At 58.0% G+C, this 18,962-nt stretch carries 20 protein-coding genes; 13 read left to right on the top strand and 7 right to left on the bottom strand.

Annotated elements, in window-relative coordinates; all coding sequences use genetic code 11:
- Nucleotides 1-388 precede the first annotated feature (388 nt).
- The 8 genes from CU102_RS25315 (at nt 389) to CU102_RS25280 (ending at nt 9,391) form a co-directional block, all read left to right on the top strand.
- Nucleotides 389-3,316, top strand: a complete 2,928-nt coding sequence (locus CU102_RS25315) for an Rne/Rng family ribonuclease (protein WP_106713840.1) — start codon at nt 389-391, stop codon at nt 3,314-3,316.
- Between the two features lie 175 nt (nt 3,317-3,491).
- Nucleotides 3,492-4,898: a M48 family metalloprotease gene (locus CU102_RS25310; RefSeq protein ID WP_106713839.1), complete on the top strand. Its 1,407-nt coding sequence runs from the start codon at nt 3,492-3,494 to the stop codon at nt 4,896-4,898.
- 51 nt (nt 4,899-4,949) lie between these two features.
- The gene (locus tag CU102_RS25305) at nt 4,950-5,741 is read left to right on the top strand and encodes a DsbA family protein (RefSeq protein ID WP_106713838.1); all 792 of its coding nucleotides are present in this window, start codon (nt 4,950-4,952) and stop codon (nt 5,739-5,741) included.
- Between the two features lie 124 nt (nt 5,742-5,865).
- The gene (gene aroQ / locus CU102_RS25300) at nt 5,866-6,309 is read left to right on the top strand and encodes a type II 3-dehydroquinate dehydratase (RefSeq protein ID WP_106713837.1); all 444 of its coding nucleotides are present in this window, start codon (nt 5,866-5,868) and stop codon (nt 6,307-6,309) included.
- 38 nt (nt 6,310-6,347) lie between these two features.
- Nucleotides 6,348-6,821 (top strand): acetyl-CoA carboxylase biotin carboxyl carrier protein, encoded by a 474-nt coding sequence (accB, locus tag CU102_RS25295; RefSeq protein WP_106713836.1) that lies wholly within the window; start codon nt 6,348-6,350, stop codon nt 6,819-6,821.
- A 32-nt stretch (nt 6,822-6,853) separates the two neighbouring features.
- Nucleotides 6,854-8,215, top strand: a complete 1,362-nt coding sequence (accC, locus tag CU102_RS25290) for an acetyl-CoA carboxylase biotin carboxylase subunit (RefSeq protein WP_106713835.1) — start codon at nt 6,854-6,856, stop codon at nt 8,213-8,215.
- Between the two features lie 83 nt (nt 8,216-8,298).
- The gene (aat, locus tag CU102_RS25285) at nt 8,299-8,832 is read left to right on the top strand and encodes a leucyl/phenylalanyl-tRNA--protein transferase (protein WP_245425550.1); all 534 of its coding nucleotides are present in this window, start codon (nt 8,299-8,301) and stop codon (nt 8,830-8,832) included.
- 145 nt (nt 8,833-8,977) lie between these two features.
- A complete protein-coding gene (locus tag CU102_RS25280; protein WP_106713873.1) occupies nt 8,978-9,391 on the top strand; it encodes a VOC family protein in 414 nt (137 codons plus the stop codon).
- Nucleotides 9,392-9,431: 40 nt separating this feature from the next.
- On the opposite strand, the gene CU102_RS25275 is transcribed toward CU102_RS25280, so the two are convergent.
- From CU102_RS25275 to gatB, 5 genes are all read right to left on the bottom strand, one after another.
- A complete protein-coding gene (locus CU102_RS25275; protein ID WP_106713833.1) occupies nt 9,432-9,881 on the bottom strand; it encodes a DUF2155 domain-containing protein in 450 nt (149 codons plus the stop codon).
- An 83-nt stretch (nt 9,882-9,964) separates the two neighbouring features.
- A complete protein-coding gene (locus CU102_RS25270; protein WP_106713832.1) occupies nt 9,965-10,363 on the bottom strand; it encodes an NADH:ubiquinone oxidoreductase subunit NDUFA12 in 399 nt (132 codons plus the stop codon).
- Between the two features lie 73 nt (nt 10,364-10,436).
- Nucleotides 10,437-10,925, bottom strand: a complete 489-nt coding sequence (locus CU102_RS25265) for a GNAT family N-acetyltransferase (RefSeq protein ID WP_106713831.1) — start codon at nt 10,923-10,925, stop codon at nt 10,437-10,439.
- Nucleotides 10,922-11,431: a GNAT family N-acetyltransferase gene (locus tag CU102_RS25260; protein WP_106713830.1), complete on the bottom strand. Its 510-nt coding sequence runs from the start codon at nt 11,429-11,431 to the stop codon at nt 10,922-10,924. The genes CU102_RS25265 and CU102_RS25260 overlap by 4 nt, the downstream gene beginning before the upstream one ends.
- 1 nt (nt 11,432) lies before the next feature.
- Nucleotides 11,433-12,935 (bottom strand): Asp-tRNA(Asn)/Glu-tRNA(Gln) amidotransferase subunit GatB, encoded by a 1,503-nt coding sequence (gene gatB / locus CU102_RS25255; protein ID WP_106713829.1) that lies wholly within the window; start codon nt 12,933-12,935, stop codon nt 11,433-11,435.
- A gap of 239 nt (nt 12,936-13,174) precedes the next feature.
- On the opposite strand from gatB, the gene CU102_RS25250 reads away from it, so the two are divergent.
- Complete coding sequence (locus CU102_RS25250) at nt 13,175-13,810, top strand: cysteine hydrolase family protein (protein WP_245425543.1); 636 nt, start codon at nt 13,175-13,177, stop codon at nt 13,808-13,810.
- A 122-nt stretch (nt 13,811-13,932) separates the two neighbouring features.
- The gene (locus CU102_RS25245) at nt 13,933-15,426 is read left to right on the top strand and encodes a pyridoxal phosphate-dependent decarboxylase family protein (RefSeq protein WP_106713828.1); all 1,494 of its coding nucleotides are present in this window, start codon (nt 13,933-13,935) and stop codon (nt 15,424-15,426) included.
- Here the strand turns inward: CU102_RS25245 and CU102_RS25240 are convergent, their stop codons facing one another.
- Nucleotides 15,427-16,047, bottom strand: coding sequence for a TetR/AcrR family transcriptional regulator (locus CU102_RS25240; protein WP_106713827.1), 621 nt, complete (start codon nt 16,045-16,047; stop codon nt 15,427-15,429).
- Nucleotides 16,048-16,139: 92 nt separating this feature from the next.
- On the opposite strand from CU102_RS25240, the gene CU102_RS25235 reads away from it, so the two are divergent.
- The 3 genes from CU102_RS25235 (at nt 16,140) to CU102_RS25225 (ending at nt 18,222) form a co-directional block, all read left to right on the top strand.
- Complete coding sequence (locus tag CU102_RS25235; RefSeq protein ID WP_106713871.1) at nt 16,140-16,985, top strand: NAD(P)H-binding protein; 846 nt, start codon at nt 16,140-16,142, stop codon at nt 16,983-16,985.
- Entirely contained in the window at nt 16,982-17,473 is a 492-nt protein-coding gene (locus CU102_RS25230) for an anthrone oxygenase family protein (RefSeq protein ID WP_106713826.1), read from the top strand. Before CU102_RS25235 ends, CU102_RS25230 begins: the two co-directional genes overlap by 4 nt.
- A 107-nt stretch (nt 17,474-17,580) precedes the next feature.
- The gene (locus CU102_RS25225; RefSeq protein WP_106713825.1) at nt 17,581-18,222 is read left to right on the top strand and encodes an FMN-binding negative transcriptional regulator; all 642 of its coding nucleotides are present in this window, start codon (nt 17,581-17,583) and stop codon (nt 18,220-18,222) included.
- Nucleotides 18,223-18,339: 117 nt separating this feature from the next.
- Here the strand turns inward: CU102_RS25225 and CU102_RS25220 are convergent, their stop codons facing one another.
- A complete protein-coding gene (locus CU102_RS25220) occupies nt 18,340-18,795 on the bottom strand; it encodes a hypothetical protein (protein WP_106713824.1) in 456 nt (151 codons plus the stop codon).
- Between the last annotated feature and the right edge of the window lie 167 nt (nt 18,796-18,962).

Here is an 18,962-nt window from a genome sequence, read left to right as displayed (position 1 = left end):
GAGTTGCAATGGCGAAGCTTCGCTGCGGTAACCGATAAAGAATTTGGCGCGAGCAGACAGGGATTGTCGGCAGCGCTTTTGTGAACGGCAGATCGCGCAGACAAGGCGCATCAAGCCAGCCCTTTCGAGGGTGCTAACAGTGTCGGCACTGCAGCAAAGCGTGCCATTCGTGAGGTCGTTTCGTCAGGAACAGAGATGTTTGGTACAGACGTGACTATTACCGGCTTGCAAGCCGCGGCTGCCCGAGGGCAGCTCCGCGCGATGCCGTGTCTGTCTGTTTCTGCGAACTTAAATAAATCCGGCAAATGTGAAGATGCGGCTCCCAGGACCTTAAGGGTTTCCTGGCTGCCCCGCGTTGAAAGCGTTTCAGCCGGGGAGAAGAATTATAATGTCGGACAAAATGCTAATCGACGCCTCCCACCAGGAGGAAACACGGGTTGTCGTGGTTCGCGGCAATCGAATTGAAGAATTTGACTTTGAATCGGAACACAAGAAACAGATCAAGGGCAATATTTATCTAGCACGCGTGACGCGTGTCGAACCGTCCCTTCAAGCTGCATTCGTAGAGTACGGTGGCAATCGCCACGGCTTTCTCGCATTCAGCGAAATTCATCCCGATTATTATCAGATCCCGGTTGCCGATCGGCAGGCGCTGATCGAGGCCGAAGCTGAAGCTGCAAGCCAAGACGAGGATCATGAGGAAAACGCGAGCGAACAACGCAGCCGCGACCGCAATGATCGCGGCTCGCGCAATCGCCGCCGCGGTCGCCGTGGCCCGCGTCACGGTGATGATTCCGTAAAGCTCGACGCTTCGGAAGATGAAAATGCAAACACTGACGAGTCCGCCGAGGAAACGAGCGACGATCACGAGGCAACGGAGCAGACTGCAGCAAGCGAGTCGACCGATGAAGGATCGAACGAGGAAAGCAGTGGTCAGACGCTCGCCGCTTCGATCGATGCGGATGTGATCTCGGAAGCCGTTACTGTTAGCGAAGATGAAGTGTCCGAAGACGATTCTTCGGACAGGACCGTGTCTGAAGTCACTGAAAGCCGCTCCCGCAAGTCCAAGCGGTCGCACGAAGACAAGGACGATGGCCATGACGAGCTGGATGAGGTCGAATCCGTCGGAGCCGAGGATGCAATGGAGGAAGTTCCGACGCATCAACGTTTCCAGCGCCGCCAGTACAACATCCAGGACGTCATCAAGCGCCGCCAGATCCTGCTGGTGCAGGTTGTAAAGGAAGAACGTGGCAACAAGGGTGCGGCCCTTACCACCTATCTTTCGCTTGCCGGCCGTTACTCCGTCCTGATGCCGAACACTGCGCGCGGCGGCGGCATTTCGCGCAAGATCACCAGCGTCCAGGACCGCAAGCGTCTCAAGGATATCGTCAAGGACCTGGAAGTACCCAAAGGTATGGGGGTGATCCTGCGTACCGCAGGGGCCAATCGCACCAAGCCGGAAGTCAAGCGGGACTACGAATATCTGATGCGTCTGTGGGAAAATGTCCGCAGCCTCACCCTCGCTTCGACTGCGCCCACTCTGGTCTATGAAGAGGGCAGCCTGATCAAGCGGTCCATTCGTGACCTTTACAACAAGGACATCACGGAAATCCTCGTTGCCGGCGAAAACGGTTACCGCGAAGCCAAGGATTTCATGCGCATGCTCATGCCGAGCCATGCCAAGGTCGTGCAGCCCTATCGGGAACTCACTCCGATCTTTGCGCGTAATGGCATCGAGGCACAGCTCGACCGCATGCTGCAGCCGCAGGTTACATTGAAGTCCGGCGGCTACATCATCATCAACCAGACGGAAGCGCTGGTTGCGATCGACGTCAACTCCGGTCGCTCGACACGCGAACATTCGATCGAGGACACGGCGCTACAGACAAATCTTGAGGCCGCCGACGAAGTTGCTCGCCAGCTTCGCCTGCGCGATCTTGCCGGTCTGATTGTGATCGACTTCATCGACATGGAAGAAAATCGCAACAACCGCGCGGTCGAAAAGCGGATGAAGGATTGTCTGAAAGATGATCGCGCCCGCATTCAGGTTGGCCGCATCTCGCACTTCGGACTCCTTGAAATGTCGCGCCAGCGCATCCGCGCCAGCGTCCTCGAATCAACGACCCAGGTCTGCGCCATGTGTGGCGGTACCGGCCACGTGCGCTCCGCCTCTTCCATCGCCCTGCATGTCATGCGGTCGATCGAGGAATACTTGCTGCGTCACTCGCAGAACAACATCATTGTTCGTACGACTGTCGCGACGGCGCTGTATGTGCTCAATCACAAGCGACAGAACCTTGCGGACCTCGAAGCGCGCTTCGGCCTGACGATCAGCATCGAAGCTGACGATAGCGTGGGTGCGCAGCACTTTGCGATTGACAAGGGCTCCATCGCTCTTGGGCCAATCGTGCCTTTGACGGAAACGCCGGCGCTCGGAATTGCTGACGATTTTGATGAGGCCGATCCGGTCTTCGACGAGACGGATGAGGAAACTGCCGAGAGCAATTCTGCTGAAGGTGCCAGAACTGCCGACAATGACGATGCATCGCGCAAGCGCCGGCGGAAGCGCCGTCGCCGTGGCGGTCGTGATCGCCAGGACGTTGCCGGTGCAGAGCAAAGCCAGCCTATTCGCAGTGACGACGATGCGGATGATGTCGATCAGCCGCCCGTTGAAGGTGAAGATGCCGCCGCTACCAAGGCACGCGAGGAAGAAAACGAGCGTCGCAAAAAGCGCCGCCGGGGTCGTCGTGGCGGACGCAAGAACAAGCGCCCCGAAGATGGGGACGATGCTGGCCATCGGGTAACCGCAAAAACGGTACCGGATGCAGAGCCGGTGTTTGTCTCGATCCCGTTGCCGGATTTCGCCAAGCCGAAGACCATCGAGACCATCGCGGATGCAGCTGAAGCCGCATCCACATTCGATGTGATCGAGGTGCCTGCTGCGGAAACCGCTCCCGTGGCCGAGGAAGCACCTGCAAAGAAGCCCGCAAAGCGCAAGTCTCGCGCCAAAGCAGCAGCAGAACCGACTGATGTTGCAGTCGCAGAAGCGCCGGTCAAGCCGAAACGCGCCGCGCGCAAATCGGCGAAAAAGACCGAGGCAGTCGAGGTGACTTCCGAAGCAGCGCCCGTCGCCGAAGTACCGGCTGCACCGGTGGAAGTGGCACCGGAGCCCGCGCTTGAACCAGTGGCAGCGCCTGAGCCCAAGAAGGCCGACGAGAGCAAGCCTGTCGTTACCTCTTCCAGCCCCAAGGAAAAGAAAACGGAAGGTGAACCCGCTCCAAAGCGTGGCTGGTGGCAAAAGAAGGGCTTCTTTTGATCCCTTGGGAAGCTGACAAATGACTTGAAAAACCGGCGCCATCGCCGGTTTTTCTTTAGTGAGACTCTGGTTATGCTTCTTGGCGCCGCAGATTTGCCGAAAAGGAGGCTTCACAAAGTGGGGAGCAGCAGAGGCATCTCTTTCTTTCAAAGATCGATTTGGGTACGAATAAGACATGATTGCATTTCAAAAGATCAGTTCACGTCACTCGATCATTGCCATGGCGCGCAGCGCGCTCATAACGCTTATCGCAGGCGCCTTTTGCGTCTCCCAAACGGCGTCTAGCAGAGCTCAGTCCACGTCTGTACCGATTGTCCGCGATGCGGAAATCGAAGCTCTCGTCACCGACTATGCCACCCCTATCATCAAAACTGCGGGCCTTTCCAAACGCGCCATCAGCATCGTCCTGGTCAACAATCGCAGCTTCAACGCGTTTGTGGATGGTCGGCGTATATTCATCAACACCGGCGCCCTGCTCCAGGCCGAAACGCCAAATGAAATCATCGGCGTGCTCGCCCATGAAACCGGCCACCTCGCTGGGGGCCACCAGTTCAAGCTCCGCGAACAGCTTGCCAATGCCAAGACGATGGCTGTAGTTGCCGGCTTGCTTGGCATGGGCGCAATGGTTGCCGGCGCGGCAAGCCGCCAGGGTGGGCTCGCGCAGGCCGGAGCAGGTGTTGCCATGGGCGGCAACGAGGTCGCCATGCGCAGCCTTCTCAGTTACCAGCGCACCGAAGAAATGGCGGCAGATCGTTCCGCCGTCACTTATCTCGCAAGCACGGGCCAGTCCGCCAAGGGCATGCTGACGACATTCGAGCGTTTCTCCAATGCGTTGTCATTGACCGGCGCGCGGGCCGATCCCTACCGCATCAGCCACCCCCTGCCGCGGGAGCGCATAGCGAACCTGGAAACATTGGCGCATGCGAGCCCCTATTTCGACAAGAAGGACAGCCCCGCCCTGCAGCAGCGCCACGACCTGATGCGTGGCAAGATCGCGGCGTACACGGGCGGCGGCGCAAGCGTTCAGCAAACCTTCCGCAAGGATCCGCAGAATATCGGTGCACGCTACGGCGACGCCATCGCCACCTATCTTAACGGGTCTTCACAGTCAGCCATGTCGAAGCTGGACGCCTTGATCAAAGAGCAGCCGAAGAATCCGTATTTCCAGGAGATCAAGGGTGAGATCCTGCTGAAGCAGAATAAGGCTGGAGAAGCTGCAAAGGCATTTCAGACGGCCAGCGCGCTTGACCCGCGCAAATCCGGTCTCATCCGCATGAGTTACGGCCGGGCTCTGATGCTGACGGGCACGCCAGCCAATCTCAAGGAATCCATTGACATCATCAAGGCCAGTATCGGCCGTGACCGCGAGTCTCCGTCCGGTTATGCCTACCTGGCGCAAGCCTACGGCCAGTTGGGCGACATGCCACGTTCCGACCTCGCCAGTGCAGAGGAAAAATATTACTCCGGCAAGATCCAGGAGGCTCAAATCTTTGCGACCAGAGCACAACGCGGCTTGAAAAGCGGTACGCCAGAGTGGATACAGGCCCAGGATATCATCAGTACCAAACGCAACAGCAAATAAGCCGTAGTCTGCATCCGTTGCAGAACAGAATTTTAAAAAGGACAGTTCACTATGACAAAAGTCGCTCTGATTGGTGCAGCCGCGGGTCTCGTTGGCCTGGCGGCTCTCGCTCTCGGCTATCAGGCCGGTCGGACCGACATGGCAGGTGCGGCGCCCGATATGTCAACGATCACGGCTGCGACGACAGACCGCGCCGAAATCGAAGGCATTGTCCGAAACTATCTGATCAACAATCCCGAGGTGATGATCGAGGTTCAGACCGCGCTCAACGCCAAGCAGGAAGCCGCTCAGAAAGAAGCATCGACGCAGGTAATCAGTGAAAACAAGGATAGGATATTCCTGTCATCGATGGACGCCGTCTTCGGGAACCCCAATGGCGATGTGACGATCGTTGAATTCTTCGACTACAATTGCGGTTATTGCAAAAAGGCGCTTCCGGACATGGATGCATTGCTGCAGAGCGATCCGAACCTGCGCTTTGTAATGAAGGAATTTCCGATCCTCGGAGCGGATTCAACCCGTGCGCACATGGTGGCGAAGGCTTTCAAGGCCGTCATGCCGGAGAAATATCTTGAATTCCACCGTGATCTGCTGGGCGGCGAAGGCCGTGCAACAGAGGAATCGGCCATGGCAATCGCGGTTAAACTCGGTGCCAACGAAACGCAAATCCGCGAGAAAATGAAATCGCCTGAGGTTGCTGCGGCTTTTCGCGACAATTACGACCTTGCAAACAGTTTGAGCATCACTGGCACTCCCTCCTATGTCGTGGGCAACGAAGTCGTGCCAGGTGCGCTCGGCGCCGATGCACTGGCCGAACGGATCAGCCAAATTCGCAACAAATAGAGATAAATCTTTACTTCTGCCTGCGAAAACCCATTGGACAAGCAATAACGTAGCTTTGCAGGCTTTTCGCTTGCCGATAAGCCGTCTATATGGGACCACAATTTGCGAGAGCGTCCGGTAAATCATGAAGCAGCAGATCTTTATCCTCAACGGCCCGAACCTCAACATGCTGGGAAAGCGTGAGCCTGGGATCTATGGCGCTGCGACATTGGGCGATATCGAGGCCTTGTGCCGCGCGGAAGGTGAGAATCTCGGTGTCGAAATCGTTTTTCGCCAGTCCAATCATGAGGGTGATCTGGTCAGCTGGATTCAGGAGGCAGGTGAGCAGAAGGCATTGGTATTGATCAATCCCGCCGCCTACACGCATACATCCATCGCATTGCATGACGCCATCCGCGCGGCCTCCGTCACGCTGGTGGAAGTTCATCTTTCCAACATTCACGCGCGCGAGTCATTCCGCCATCACTCCTACGTTTCCTCTTTGGCCAAAGGGGTGATATGTGGCTTCGGAGTCGATGGCTACGTGATGGGCCTGCGCGCACTCATCAAGCTGGCGGCGTCGCATTAGCGGACACTGCCGAACAGAGATAAGGGGCTTGAAAAAGCATGGCTAGCAGAAACACCGGGATCGACAAGGTCATGATCCGCGACCTCGCGGAAATCCTGAACGAGACGGACCTCACTGACATCGAGATCGAACAGGGCGACCTTCGCATTCGCGTATCGCGGCAGGTAACGGTCCAGGCGGCAGCTCCTCAGCCGATCTATGCGCAAGCTCCAGCCGCCGCACCGGTAGCTGCCACGACAGCCGCTGCTCCTGTTGCCGCACCCGCCGGTGATCCTTCGAAGAATGCCATCCCATCGCCGATGGTCGGAACGGTGTACATGGCGCCCGCGCCGGGCGCACGCGACTTCATCGAGGTCGGGACACAGGTCAAGGAAGGCCAGACGCTCCTCATCATCGAAGCCATGAAAACCATGAATCAGATCCCCTCGCCGCGCGCCGGTACAGTGACCGCAATTCTCGTCAGCGACAGCCAGCCTGTCGAGTACGGCGAATTGCTGGTTGTGATTGAGTAAGGTCCCGGAAGCTTGAGCAGATCGAGAGCGTGATGTTTCAGAAAATTCTCATAGCCAACCGCGGCGAAATTGCACTGCGCGTCCTGCGTGCTTGCAAGGAGCTCGGCATACAGACTGTCGCCGTACACTCGACTGCCGACGCTGATGCCATGCATGTGCGGCTTGCCGACGAAAGCGTCTGCATTGGACCGCCTCCTTCGCGCGAGAGCTATCTGAATATCCACCAGATCGTCGCTGCCTGCGAAATCACGGGCGCCGACGCAATCCACCCGGGATACGGCTTCCTTTCGGAAAACGCCAAGTTCGCCGAGATCCTCGAAGCGCACAACATTACCTTCATCGGCCCCACTGCCGCTCATATCCGCGTCATGGGCGACAAGATCGAAGCCAAGCGTACTGCAAAGCGGCTCGGCATCCCGGTCGTTCCAGGTTCTGACGGCGGTGTGACGGATGACAGGGAAGCCGCCCGGATCTGTGCCGAGATTGGCTATCCGGTCATTATCAAGGCCTCTGCTGGCGGCGGCGGCCGCGGCATGAAGGTTGCGATGAATGAGGAGGAGCTTTCTGTTGCGCTGTCGACCGCGCGCACGGAAGCTGGCGCCGCTTTCGGTGACGATGCCGTCTACATCGAAAAATACCTGCAAAAACCCCGCCATATCGAAGTCCAGATCATGGGCGACGGAAATGGCAAGGCTGTGCATCTGGGCGAACGCGATTGTTCGCTGCAGCGCCGCCACCAGAAGGTCTGGGAAGAGGCCAACTCACCTGCCCTCAATTCCGATGCACGCGAGCGCATCGGAATGATCTGCGCCAATGCCATGGCGGATATGGGTTATCGCGGCGCCGGCACAATCGAGTTCCTCTATGAAAACGGTGAATTCTACTTCATCGAGATGAACACCCGCCTCCAGGTTGAGCATCCTGTGACCGAGGCGATCACCGGCATCGATCTCGTGCACGAACAGATCCGCGTTGCTTCGGGTGGTGGTCTGTCCGTGACCCAGGACGACATCCGCTTTTCCGGGCATGCCATCGAATGCCGCATCAACGCCGAGGATCCGCGCACGTTCACACCCTCGCCGGGCAAGATCACCCATTACCATACGCCCGGTGGCCTTGGTATTCGCGTCGATTCCGGCGTCTATACCGGTTACAAGATCCCGCCATATTATGACAGCCTCATCGGCAAGCTCATCGTTCATGGCCGCAACCGGGTGGAATGCATGATGCGTCTGCGTCGGGCGCTGGATGAGTTCGTCGTCGACGGCATCAAAACCACGTTGCCGCTTTTCCAGGATCTCATAAACAATCCTGACATTGCCAATGGCGATTATGATATTCATTGGCTGGAAAAATATCTGGCTGGCGACACAGCAGACACTGCAGAAGAATAGGCATGTCGGGTAGAGACCCGGAAGAGATCTTCAGAATTGACCCCGCGTTGCTGTTGCGCGCCTATGCAACCGGGGTCTTTCCCATGGCCGAAGAAGCCGATAACCCGGAGATTTTCTGGGTTCGTCCGGAAAAGCGCGGCGTCATTCCCTTCGAGAATTTTCATGTCTCACGCAGCCTGCGCAAGGTTGTCCGGCAGGGTCGCTTCGACATCCGCTATGACACCGACTTTGCCGGCGTCATAGATGGCTGCGCCAGTGGCAGCGGGGAAAGGGCTCGCACCTGGATCAACGCTCCCATTCGGGAAGCCTATAGCAAATTGTTCGAGCTTGACTATTGCCACACGGTCGAAGCCTGGCGTGACGGTGAACTGGTTGGCGGCCTTTACGGCATCGCGTTGGGCTCTGCCTTTTTCGGCGAAAGCATGTTTTCTCGCCAACGGGACGCATCGAAGGTCTGCCTCGTCCATCTGGTGGGCCATCTGATTGAGAAAGGCTTCACCTTGCTCGATACGCAATTCACCACCAACCATCTGGAATCATTTGGTGCCGTTGAAATCCCGCGCCGCCAGTATCAGAAGATGCTGGAAAATGCCCTGGCCCAGCCGGCGGAATTCTAGCGCAACATAACCACCACATTGTCGTGTTAGCCTGCAGCATCACCGCTGATGTTCAGCGCAATAAATTTTTGCAAAGGATGTCGGACTGTCTTTCTCCCGTTCGTCTTAGATGCGGGAAGACCCCAAGGACAAAAGGAGACCTGCCGTGAAAATCAACCCATACCTGCTTTTTGATGGTCAATGCGAACAAGCGTTCAAGTTTTACGAAGACGTGCTCGGTGGCAAGATCGAGGCCATGATCCGGTTTGACGAAATGCAGGAGAGTGGTGACTATCCGCCCGAATCCGCAAAGAAAATCATGCATGTGTCATTGAGGTTCGGCGACAATGTTCTGATGGGATCGGACGATCCTTCTCCCGCTTTTCAGAAGGCACAGGGCATGAGCGTTGCCCTTCACACGGATACGCCAGCCGAAGCCGAGAGCTTATTTGCGGCGCTTTCAAAGGACGCGACAACGGTCATAATGCCGATTGGCGAAACGTCCTGGGCGCAACGGTTCGGAATGTTTGTTGATCGGTTCGGCACTCCGTGGATGATCAACTGTTCCAGGCCGATGTAACTTCTGAACGCAGTCGTCGCGGCCGGTTGTATCGGCCGCCTCACCCTTTGTCGGGGGCGGGCACGTCCGACTTCTGCTTGCAGCTCTTCAGCCACACGTCATAGACAGGATGCTCTACAGCGTTGAGGCCGGGGCTGTCAGCGAACATCCAACCGGAGAAAATCCTGCGAATTTTGCGATCAAGCGTGATTTCGTCGACTTCGACGAATGTGTCCGTCTTCGGCGCCTCCGTGTCCGGACGCGTGTAGCAGGCGCGCGGCGTGAGCTGCAGCGCACCGAATTGCACCGTCTCGTCGATGTAAACGTCGAACGTGGTGATGCGTCCGGTGATCTTGTCGAGGCCGGAAAAGACAGCAATCGGGTTGGTGATCTTTTCGTCGGCAAGTGCGCGCGCACTCACTGCCCCCGTGACCGTGCTCAGAGCGATCAGACCGGTAGCTATAAGGCGCGAATTCACACGGAAGGGAAAGGACAGGGTCGAACGGATCATTTCACTTCCGGTTTTAGCGGTTGCCAAGGAGATTGCGATTCCAATCCGTCGATAATGACCAATTGTGGCAGAAGAAGATCGGCTCAGGAACCAGGCGTCCAGGCGTCGTAGTCGCCAGTCACGGTCGGACGATTGTCGCCATGAGCGATGGAGCCTTTCGGGCGATAGGCAGCGGGGGAACCCGTCAGGTTTGGCTGATGGTTCAATTCCCACGAATGCGGCTGGTAGTTTTCAGCGGAGGGCGGCGTGGCAACTCGGTGGTGTATCCAACCGTGCCAACCGGCAGGAATCGCCGAAGCTTCGGCATAGCCATTGTAAATGACCCAACGGCGCTTGCGCCCTTCGGAATCAAACGTGCCTTCGTAGTAGACATTCCCGAACTGGTCTTCGCCTACCTTCGTACCCTTGCGCCATGTAAAGAAGCGGGTACCGAGGGTCTGTCCGTTCCACCAAGTGAAAAACTGGATAATGAAAGTCTTCATGGCTGTCCTGCTTTGTCCATAGCGCTATGGCAACTCACCGGGTTATGGCCGTATCATTGCCCGATAGCAAGGGTCAAGTTGCCGCGTGACTAGGTCGTAGACGCATTTTGAAACCGGCATGACTCTTCTCGAAACCGAGCCGCTCGTAAAAACGGTGAGCGTCCGGGCGTTTGGCATTGGAGGTCAACTGCACGAGCGCTATGTTTCGCTCCCGTGCCACATCGAGGCAATGATTGATCAATCGTGCGCCGATGCCTTTGCCGCGCATGTCGGCGCGGGTCTGCACGGCTTCGATCGCCATTCGCCTCGTACCGCGTCCAGTCAGCGAGGTAATGAAGGTCACCTGCGCGGTTGCGACTACCTCACCATGAAGGACGCCAACGAAAAGCAGGTCGTTCGGGCTCGCCTCAATCGCCGCAAAGGCACTTTCGTACTGCGGCAGTGCCGTTGGATCGGTCGTATCGCCGTGCCCGCCGATCGAATCATCGGCAAACAGTTTGATCAGCGGCGGCAGGTCATCGCGCGTGGCCCGCCGGAAGGTCAGATCGGCTTCAAGGCTCACGGTGCCAGCTCGTATCCGGTCAGCGATTTCTCCAGCACGACAACAGATATGCCGGAATTTGGCTCGCCCCAATTGTCGGTTCGGCCATTGGTGCGTTCGAACCCCCTGCTTTCATAAAAGCGTATAGCATTTTGATTCTGCTCGATAACTTCGAGCTGTAACGCAAACACGCCAGGAAAGGCACTCTCTACTTCCGCAAGCAAAAGCGAGCCAACGCCCTGTTTCTGATGTTCAGGGTGAACGTAGAGCTGGTTAAGGATGGAAAGCTTATGGTCTTTCTGTGACGCATAGGCCATGCCCATTATATCTGCACCGTCGTCGGCGATGATGAATTCGGAGTAAGGCTTGGCCAGCTGCTTTTTCAACGCGTCGAGCGAGTGGTAGCGATTGGTAATAGCGTTGACCTTCTCAACGCCATAAATGTCGTCATAGGTCGCATGCCAGGTAAGGGCGAGCATGTCCCGCACAGCGTCCAGATCTTCTTTCGTTGCGCTGCGAACCCACATTTTACTCGGTAATCCCCAACTTGGCTTTCACGAGATCACTGACCGCCTGCGGGTTGGCTTTGCCGCCCGTTGATTTCATCACCTGCCCGACGAACCAGCCGGCAAGGCTCGGTTTCGCCTTCGCCTGTTCAACCTTGTCCGGGTTGGCCGCGATGACATCGTCGACGGCTTTTTCGATAGCTCCTGTATCGGTAACCTGCTTCATCCCGCGGCTTTCCACCAGCTCGCGCGGATCTCCGCCCTCGTTCCAGACGATTTCGAAAAGATCCTTGGCGATCTTGCCTGAAATCGTACCTTCCTTGATCAGGTCGATCACTGCGCCTAGCTGCGCCGGCGACACTGGAGATTCCTCGATGCCCTTGCCGGCCCTGTTCAAGGCGCCGAGCAAATCATTGATCACCCAATTGGCGGACAGCTTACCGTCACGTCCCTTGGCCACGGCCTCGTAATAATCAGCGATAGCCTTTTCGGTCACCAGGATCGAGGCATCATAGACTGACAACCCCTGCTCCGAGACGAGGCGGGTCTTCTTGTCATCCGGCAGTTCCGGCAGGTCGGCCTTCAGCTCGTCGACATAGGACTGTTCGAATTCGAGCGGAAGCAAATCAGGATCGGGGAAATAGCGATAGTCATGCGCCTCCTCCTTGGAACGCATGGAACGCGTCTCACCCTTTACCGGGTCGAACAACCGTGTTTCCTGGTCGATCGAACCGCCATCTTCGAGGATGGCGATCTGGCGTCTGGCTTCATATTCGATGGACTGTCCGACAAAGCGGATCGAGTTGACATTCTTGATCTCGCAGCGCGTGCCAAATTCGCCGCCGGGCTTGCGCACAGAAACGTTGACGTCAGCGCGCATCGAGCCCTCGTCCATATTGCCGTCGCAGGTTCCGAGATAGCGCACGATGGTGCGCAGTTTGGTCAGGTAAGCCTTTGCCTCGTCGGAGGAGCGCATGTCCGGCTTGGAAACGATCTCCATCAGCGCCACGCCGGACCGGTTCAAATCGACATAGGACATGGTCGGGTTCTGATCATGCAGCGACTTGCCGGCGTCCTGCTCGAGATGCAAACGCTCGATGCCGATTTCGATGTCCTCGAACTCGCCCTTTTTGTCGGGGCCCACCGAAATGATCATCTTGCCTTCGCCGACGATCGGCTGCTTGAACTGCGAAATCTGGTAGCCCTGCGGCAGATCCGGATAGAAATAGTTCTTGCGGTCGAATACCGACTTCAAGTTGATCTGCGCCTTCAGGCCAAGTCCGGTGCGGATCGCCTGGCGCACGCACCATTCATTGATCACCGGCAGCATGCCCGGCATGGCAGCATCGACCAGCGAGACATTTTCGTTCGGCTCGGCGCCGAAAGTTGTCGACGCACCGGAAAACAGTTTCGAATTGGAGGTGACCTGGGCATGGACTTCCATGCCGACGACGATCTCCCAGTCGCCTGTGGCACCGGATATGAAACGCTTGGGTTCGGGCGTACGGGTATCAACGAGAGTCATGCTGGCCTGTCATTCCTGGCTAAAAATTTCTCTACATTGGCTAGTGCAATCCGCCTAGCGAGGCAAGTGTTTCTCCATCTCTGCGCCCCGAAGATTGAGGAAATGCTGGCGATGGATGGTTCAATCCACCATCGGCCCGGCATAACCCTTGGTGTGGTTTCCGTGTGTTGCCATGATAACGTGAGCCCGGGAGCGGCGAGTCGAACTGATTTGCTCGATGCATATTTACGGAGGACACCATGCAGAATATCCACGGTCTTGCCATTCCTGAGACCCTTGCCGAGGCGGCCGCGCCAGAGACAACGGCACTTGTCGTCTATGACATGCAGATTGGAATATTGCGGCAGCTCCCCCATGGTCCGGCTGTCCTGGAGAGCGTCCTGCGTACATTGGAACTGGCTCGTTCCGCCGGAACCCGCGTTTTCTTCATGCGGCATATGTCTTTGCCCGCCCGGATGGCAGGCGTCTTTCAGTTCCGGCAAATGATGACCTGGCAACGCAAATCATTGGCGGAGGACGTCCACCCGTGGTTTCTACGCGACAGCCCCGGCTTCGCCCTCGCCCCGGAACTTGAGGTCCGCGACGACGAGGTCATCTTCGACAAGATTACCTTTTCAGCCTTTGAAGGCACCCCACTGGCGATCGCCATGCGCGACTGCGGCCTGAAGAGCTTTGTAATCTGCGGCATTGCGACCGAGATCGGCATCGAGCCAACCGTCCGCCATGGTGCCGATCTCGGCCTCATCCCGATCGTCGTCACTGATGCTTGCGGTGGCGGTGACAATGAGGCGGCCGAGCGCGCGATGGCCAGCATGAAATATATGGGCGATGCCATGCTATGCAGCGTTGAGGAACTATCTGCCGTCTGGCGCTAATAACTGCTGGCTGGATTTTCGTTGTAACCCGTCCCAGACGGTTCATAGTGCACCTGATTGCCCCTGAAGGAGCGGAGGGATACCAGTTTGTGCTCCCATCGGGCGCGGTTTGGGAGGGCTCGATGACTACCTTGCGAAAAGCGCCGGGCGGCGCAATCCCTGAGGAAACGCTTGATCCGGACGACTGGACCGGCGTGCAGGATTTGTCACATCAGATTATCGACGATGCTGTCGGTTATTTGCGTGACATACGCGATCGGCCGGTCTGGCAGGATATGCCAGAGACCGTGAAGGCATTCTTTGAAACGCCCCTGCCGCAAGCGCCTGCGCCGCTGGCCGACATCTATCGCGACGTTGCGGAGAATGTGATGTCGCACCCTATGGGCAACATCCATCCCCGGTTCTGGTCCTGGTACATGGGATCCAGCAATTTTACTGGAGCGCTCGCGGATTTTCTGGCGGCCATCCAGGGATCGAACCTTGGTGGCGGCAATCATGCGGCGGCCTATATGGACCAGCAGGTGGTCAACTGGTGCAAGGAAATGCTGGGTTTTCCTGAAACAGCAAGTGGCACACTGGTCAGCGGCGGTTCAATGGCGAACATCATTGGTCTTGCCGTTGCGCGGAACCTGAAGGCCGGCATCGACGTACGGGAACTCGGTGTCGCGGCCATGGTAAAACCCTTGCGCTTCTACGGCTCCGATCAACTGCACAGTTGTCATCGCAAGGCGGTGGAGGCTCTCGGGCTGGGAAACCTGGCCCTGCGACGCATTCCAACAGACCAGGAGTTGCGGATCGACCTTGATGCCTTGCGCACGGCGATCGCCGAGGATCGCGCGGCGGGGTTCCGGCCCGCCTGCGTAATCGGGACCGCCGGGACGGTGAATACCGGCGCAATCGACGACCTGCAGGCGCTGGCCGAATTGGCTGCGCAGGAGGATCTCTGGTTCCATGTCGATGGCTGCATCGGCGCCTTGATCACGATCGCGCCCGAAAACAGTTATCGCGTTGCCGGTATCGAGCTCGCCGACTCCGTCGCTCTCGATCCGCACAAATGGCTGCACACGCCGTTCGAAGCCGGATGCGCACTGATCCGCGACGCCGCTGCGCATCGCGCCACATTCGCGGTCACGCCGGAATATCTGGAGATGACGCCGCGCGGCCTCGCCTCGGCCCACTGGCTGCATGATTTCGGGCTGCAGACGACGCGCGGTTTCCGGGCACTGAAGATATGGATGGCGCTCAAGGAGCACGGCGTCGAGAAGTTCGGACGGCTGATCGACCAGAACATTGCGCAAGGCCACTATCTGACGGCCCTGGTCGAAGCCGAACCTCTGCTTGAGCTTGTAGCGCCAACGAACATCAATATCGTCTGCTATCGTTATCGCCCCGACGGGATCGATGGCGACAGCCTGAAGGCGCTCAACACCGAAATCATGCTGAGGCTGCAGGAAGAAGGCACCGCCGCGATATCGGATACGACCGTGCATGGCCAGCATTGCCTGCGAGTGGCGATCAACAATCACCGGACCCGGCACGAGGACCTAGACCTGCTAATCCGGGAAACAATCCGGCTCGGCGGTGAGATCGTGAAAACCGGAGTGCCGCCGGCCTAACTAGGGTGCCAGCATCTCCCGCAGCACAATGCGCTTGTAATTCTCCACCAGCGCGTCGCCCTCGCGGCGCTCAACCGATATTGCAAGACGCATCGTCGCCTCGCCGAGCTGCATGATCAGGAAACTCGAGGTCTCGAGCGCCGCCCGATCCGCCTCGGGATCGACACGCGCCCGCGCCGCCGCGAGCACGGCGCCATTGATACGGCTATCGGCAAGGTCGATATTGCGCAGCGCCTTGTCGGCTTGCGTCCCCGACCAGATATCGCGCATCACCGGCTCGGCCAGGAACCTCGCATAATACGTGTCGATGAGTTCGCCGAAGGCGCGTCGCAGCCCCTGGGCGTCCCGGACATCCTGCAGACCGTCCGCGATACACACCTGCCCCGCCATATTGTAGCGTTCCGCCAGCGTGCGGATGATCGCGCCCTTATCGGGAAAGTACTGGTAGAGCGAGCCGATCGAAATCCCGGCCATTTCCGCGACCTCGCTCATGCGCATGGCATCGCTGCCACCCTGCTCGATCAAGGTTGAAGCGCAGGCAAGGATCCGCTCCACCCGCTCGCGGCTGCGCTTCTGCGCCGGCTCGCGCCTCGCTCCTTCAATGGTCGCACCATGATTCATGAGTATCCCTCACATTTTGCTTGACTCTCATAATATGAGGATTTATCACATTTGCAAATATGAGATTTGCTCATGTTTAAAGGGAGATGAAAATGACCACCTTTCACGCTTCGAAATTCCCTGTTCTGATCGTCGGCGGCACAGGCAAGACCGGCCGCCGCGTCGCCGAGCGCCTGAGCGCGCAGGGCGTTCCCGTCCGCATCGGTTCGCGCAGTGGCAGCCCTGCCTTCGATTGGGAAAACCCCGCCACCTGGGCGACCGCGCTCGAAGGCGTATCCGCCGCCTACATCACCTATTATCCCGATCTCGCCGTGCCCGGCGCTGCCGATGCGGTCGGCGACCTTGCACGTCTCGCCACTGCCAAGGGCGTCAAGCGCCTCGTGCTCCTGTCGGGCCGCGGCGAACCGGAGGCCCAGCGCGCCGAACAGGCCCTACAAGCCTCCGGTGCCGACTGGACCATTGTCCGCGCCAGCTGGTTCATGCAGAATTTCAGCGAGAGCATGCTGCTTGGTTCCATCCTCGCCGGCGAGATGGCGCTGCCGGTCGATAGGGTGCGCGAACCCTTCATCAATGTGGACGACATCGCTGATGTCGTTACGGCTGCCCTCACAGACGGCCGCCATATCGGCCAACTCTATGAGGTTACCGGCCCTCGCATGCTGACTTTCGCCGAAGCCACCGCCGAAATCGCCAAGGCCGCAGGGCGCGACATCAGCTACGTCTCCATCAGCCCGGATGCGTTCATGCAAGGTCTCGAACAGGAGCAGGTACCCGCCGATATCGCCGCGCTCGTCAATGAGCTCTTCACCGTGGTGCTGGATGGGCGCAACGAATATCTCACCGACGGCGTCCGGCAGGCACTTGGCCGCAGCCCGCGCGATTTTGCCGACTACGCCCGCCAAACTGCAGCAACCGGCGTCTGGGAGGGCGCGAAATGATTGCCCTCGTCCCGCTCCTCACTCTCCTCGCCGCGCTTGGCAGCGGCCTGATGGCCGGGCTGTTCTTCGCCTTCTCCAGCTTCGTCATGGCAGCGCTGGCGAAGCTGCCGCCCGAGCAGGGCATCTCCGCCATGAATTCGATCAATGTTACGATCCTCAACGCCACGTTCGGACTGGCCTTCTTCGGCACGGCTGTGCTCTGCCTCGCGCTTGGTGTCATTAGTGCTCTGCGCTGGGCGGAACCGGGATCCGCATGGCTCCTCGCGGCCAGCCTCCTCTACCTCGCCGGGACGATCGCTGTCACCATGGTGTTCAATGTCCCGCTCAATGATGCGCTGGCCGCCGTCACTCCGGAAAGCCCGGAAGGCACCGCCCTATGGACCCGTTATCTCGCCGAATGGCTGCCGTGGAACCATGTACGCACGCTCGCCAATATCGCCGCGCTCATCGCCTTCATCCTCGCCTATGCCAGACAGGCCGCCGCCTGAACGCCAGCGAAGCGCGCATCCCCGCGCTTCGCCCATCGAAATCCCGTCCTTGAGAAAATCCCGGCCCTCAGGCAAACTCCCGCCGCCAAAGCCGAGGAGTAACTTTCATGTACCAGCCGCCGCACTTCCGCGAGGACAGGCTCGAAGTCCAGCACGCGCTCATCAAGGCGCATCCACTCGGTCTTTTGATCTCCACCGGCGACGAAGGCCCGATGGCCAATGCCATTCCCTTCCTGCTCGATGCCGGCGCCTCGCCCAAGGGCACGCTGCGCGCCCACCTCGCTCGCGCCAACGCGCAATGGCGTGCGCTAGCCGTAGACTGGCGGGCGCTTGTCGTCTTCCAGGGCGCCGACAGCTATGTGACGCCCTCCTGGTATGCGACGAAGCGCGAGACCGGCAAGGTCGTGCCCACGTGGAACTATGCCATCGTGCAGGCGCGCGGCACGGCAAGGATCATCGAGGATCGCGACTGGCTGGCACACCACGTCGCGCAGCTCACCGGGCACAATGAGGCACCGCGCGCCGAACCCTGGGCGGTCGACGACGCCCCGCAGACCTTCATCGACGCCCAGCTCAAGGGCATTATCGGCATCGAGATCGACATCGCCGCCATCGAAGGCAAGTGGAAGGTCAGCCAGAACCGCCCGGAAAGCGACCGCACCGGCGTTGCAGACGGTCTCGAAGCCGATCAGGACACGGCGGAAGCACGCGCGATGGCAGAGATGGTGAGACGGGGTGGTGGAACGTAACGGATTAGCCGATATTTTCGAAGTGGAAGTAGTGAGCCCAAATTCTCAATTAACAGAACAGCCAGAAGAAGGATTCCTTTGCTGGGACCTCTATGTCCTTACCAAGGATGCTTGCGTTCAAAAGTGTGTATTCCTGAAGTGATTGAACAATACGGTTTGCAGCCTTCCATCACCGGAAATCCCTAAACTATTAAGAAAACTGCCAAAATCGTCCTTGTTCTTTAAATAGGCCTCAAAGCTGACCTTCTCATACTCTAGAATAAAGTTACTCGATTTGAAAATGACCTCAGCGGCGTTCTGCTCTAAACCTTGCCAAACCACATTCCGGTTTTCAGATGCCCGATGTGCCCAGCTTTCGTCTTCATAGCCTCTCGGCGCTAGTACGCTACGCCAACTATGGACGAAAGCGACGTCTATAAAAATCTGGTTGCGCCAATTCTGATCTCGTACTTTGTCAGCAAAGGTTGCTACGTCAACCGAATTCGGTGAAACATTTTGAGCGATCGATGAACTCGTCATCGCTGCGTAGCTCAGGAAACCGAATGAACGTACCAACAGATTTCGACGATCCATGTTTCCCTCAACGCGGTCGCAAAAGATACGAATTACGCACTAGAGCGGATCATTGCTTGTCGGAATCGCACCGGGATTCCCAAATCAGTTGATATGTGATTCATCATGGATGCTGGGATTGGAGGCCAGCATCCATGACGCGACCCTATTCCAATGATCTTCGTGAG

The sequence above is a fragment of the Phyllobacterium brassicacearum genome, from assembly GCF_003010955.1.
Taxonomy (GTDB): domain Bacteria; phylum Pseudomonadota; class Alphaproteobacteria; order Rhizobiales; family Rhizobiaceae; genus Phyllobacterium; species Phyllobacterium brassicacearum.
The sequence above is the reverse complement of the archived record's forward strand: the minus strand, read 5'-3'. Positions and strand labels throughout refer to the sequence as shown.

Excerpts from the sequence above, each read along its gene's own strand:
- CU102_RS25315 (WP_106713840.1), top strand. The coding sequence starts at position 389 with ATGTCGGACAAAATGCTAATCGACGCCTCCCACCAGGAGGAAACACGG.
- CU102_RS25310 (WP_106713839.1), top strand. The coding sequence starts at position 3,492 with ATGATTGCATTTCAAAAGATCAGTTCACGTCACTCGATCATTGCCATG.
- CU102_RS25305 (WP_106713838.1), top strand. The coding sequence starts at position 4,950 with ATGACAAAAGTCGCTCTGATTGGTGCAGCCGCGGGTCTCGTTGGCCTG.
- aroQ (WP_106713837.1), top strand. The coding sequence starts at position 5,866 with ATGAAGCAGCAGATCTTTATCCTCAACGGCCCGAACCTCAACATGCTG.
- accB (WP_106713836.1), top strand. The coding sequence starts at position 6,348 with ATGGCTAGCAGAAACACCGGGATCGACAAGGTCATGATCCGCGACCTC.
- accC (WP_106713835.1), top strand. The coding sequence starts at position 6,854 with ATGTTTCAGAAAATTCTCATAGCCAACCGCGGCGAAATTGCACTGCGC.
- aat (WP_245425550.1), top strand. The coding sequence starts at position 8,299 with ATGGCCGAAGAAGCCGATAACCCGGAGATTTTCTGGGTTCGTCCGGAA.
- CU102_RS25275 (WP_106713833.1), bottom strand. The coding sequence starts at position 9,881 with ATGATCCGTTCGACCCTGTCCTTTCCCTTCCGTGTGAATTCGCGCCTT.
- CU102_RS25270 (WP_106713832.1), bottom strand. The coding sequence starts at position 10,363 with ATGAAGACTTTCATTATCCAGTTTTTCACTTGGTGGAACGGACAGACC.
- CU102_RS25260 (WP_106713830.1), bottom strand. The coding sequence starts at position 11,431 with ATGTGGGTTCGCAGCGCAACGAAAGAAGATCTGGACGCTGTGCGGGAC.
- gatB (WP_106713829.1), bottom strand. The coding sequence starts at position 12,935 with ATGACTCTCGTTGATACCCGTACGCCCGAACCCAAGCGTTTCATATCC.
- CU102_RS25250 (WP_245425543.1), top strand. The coding sequence starts at position 13,175 with ATGCAGAATATCCACGGTCTTGCCATTCCTGAGACCCTTGCCGAGGCG.
- CU102_RS25245 (WP_106713828.1), top strand. The coding sequence starts at position 13,933 with ATGACTACCTTGCGAAAAGCGCCGGGCGGCGCAATCCCTGAGGAAACG.
- CU102_RS25240 (WP_106713827.1), bottom strand. The coding sequence starts at position 16,047 with ATGAATCATGGTGCGACCATTGAAGGAGCGAGGCGCGAGCCGGCGCAG.
- CU102_RS25235 (WP_106713871.1), top strand. The coding sequence starts at position 16,140 with ATGACCACCTTTCACGCTTCGAAATTCCCTGTTCTGATCGTCGGCGGC.
- CU102_RS25230 (WP_106713826.1), top strand. The coding sequence starts at position 16,982 with ATGATTGCCCTCGTCCCGCTCCTCACTCTCCTCGCCGCGCTTGGCAGC.
- CU102_RS25225 (WP_106713825.1), top strand. The coding sequence starts at position 17,581 with ATGTACCAGCCGCCGCACTTCCGCGAGGACAGGCTCGAAGTCCAGCAC.
- CU102_RS25220 (WP_106713824.1), bottom strand. The coding sequence starts at position 18,795 with ATGGATCGTCGAAATCTGTTGGTACGTTCATTCGGTTTCCTGAGCTAC.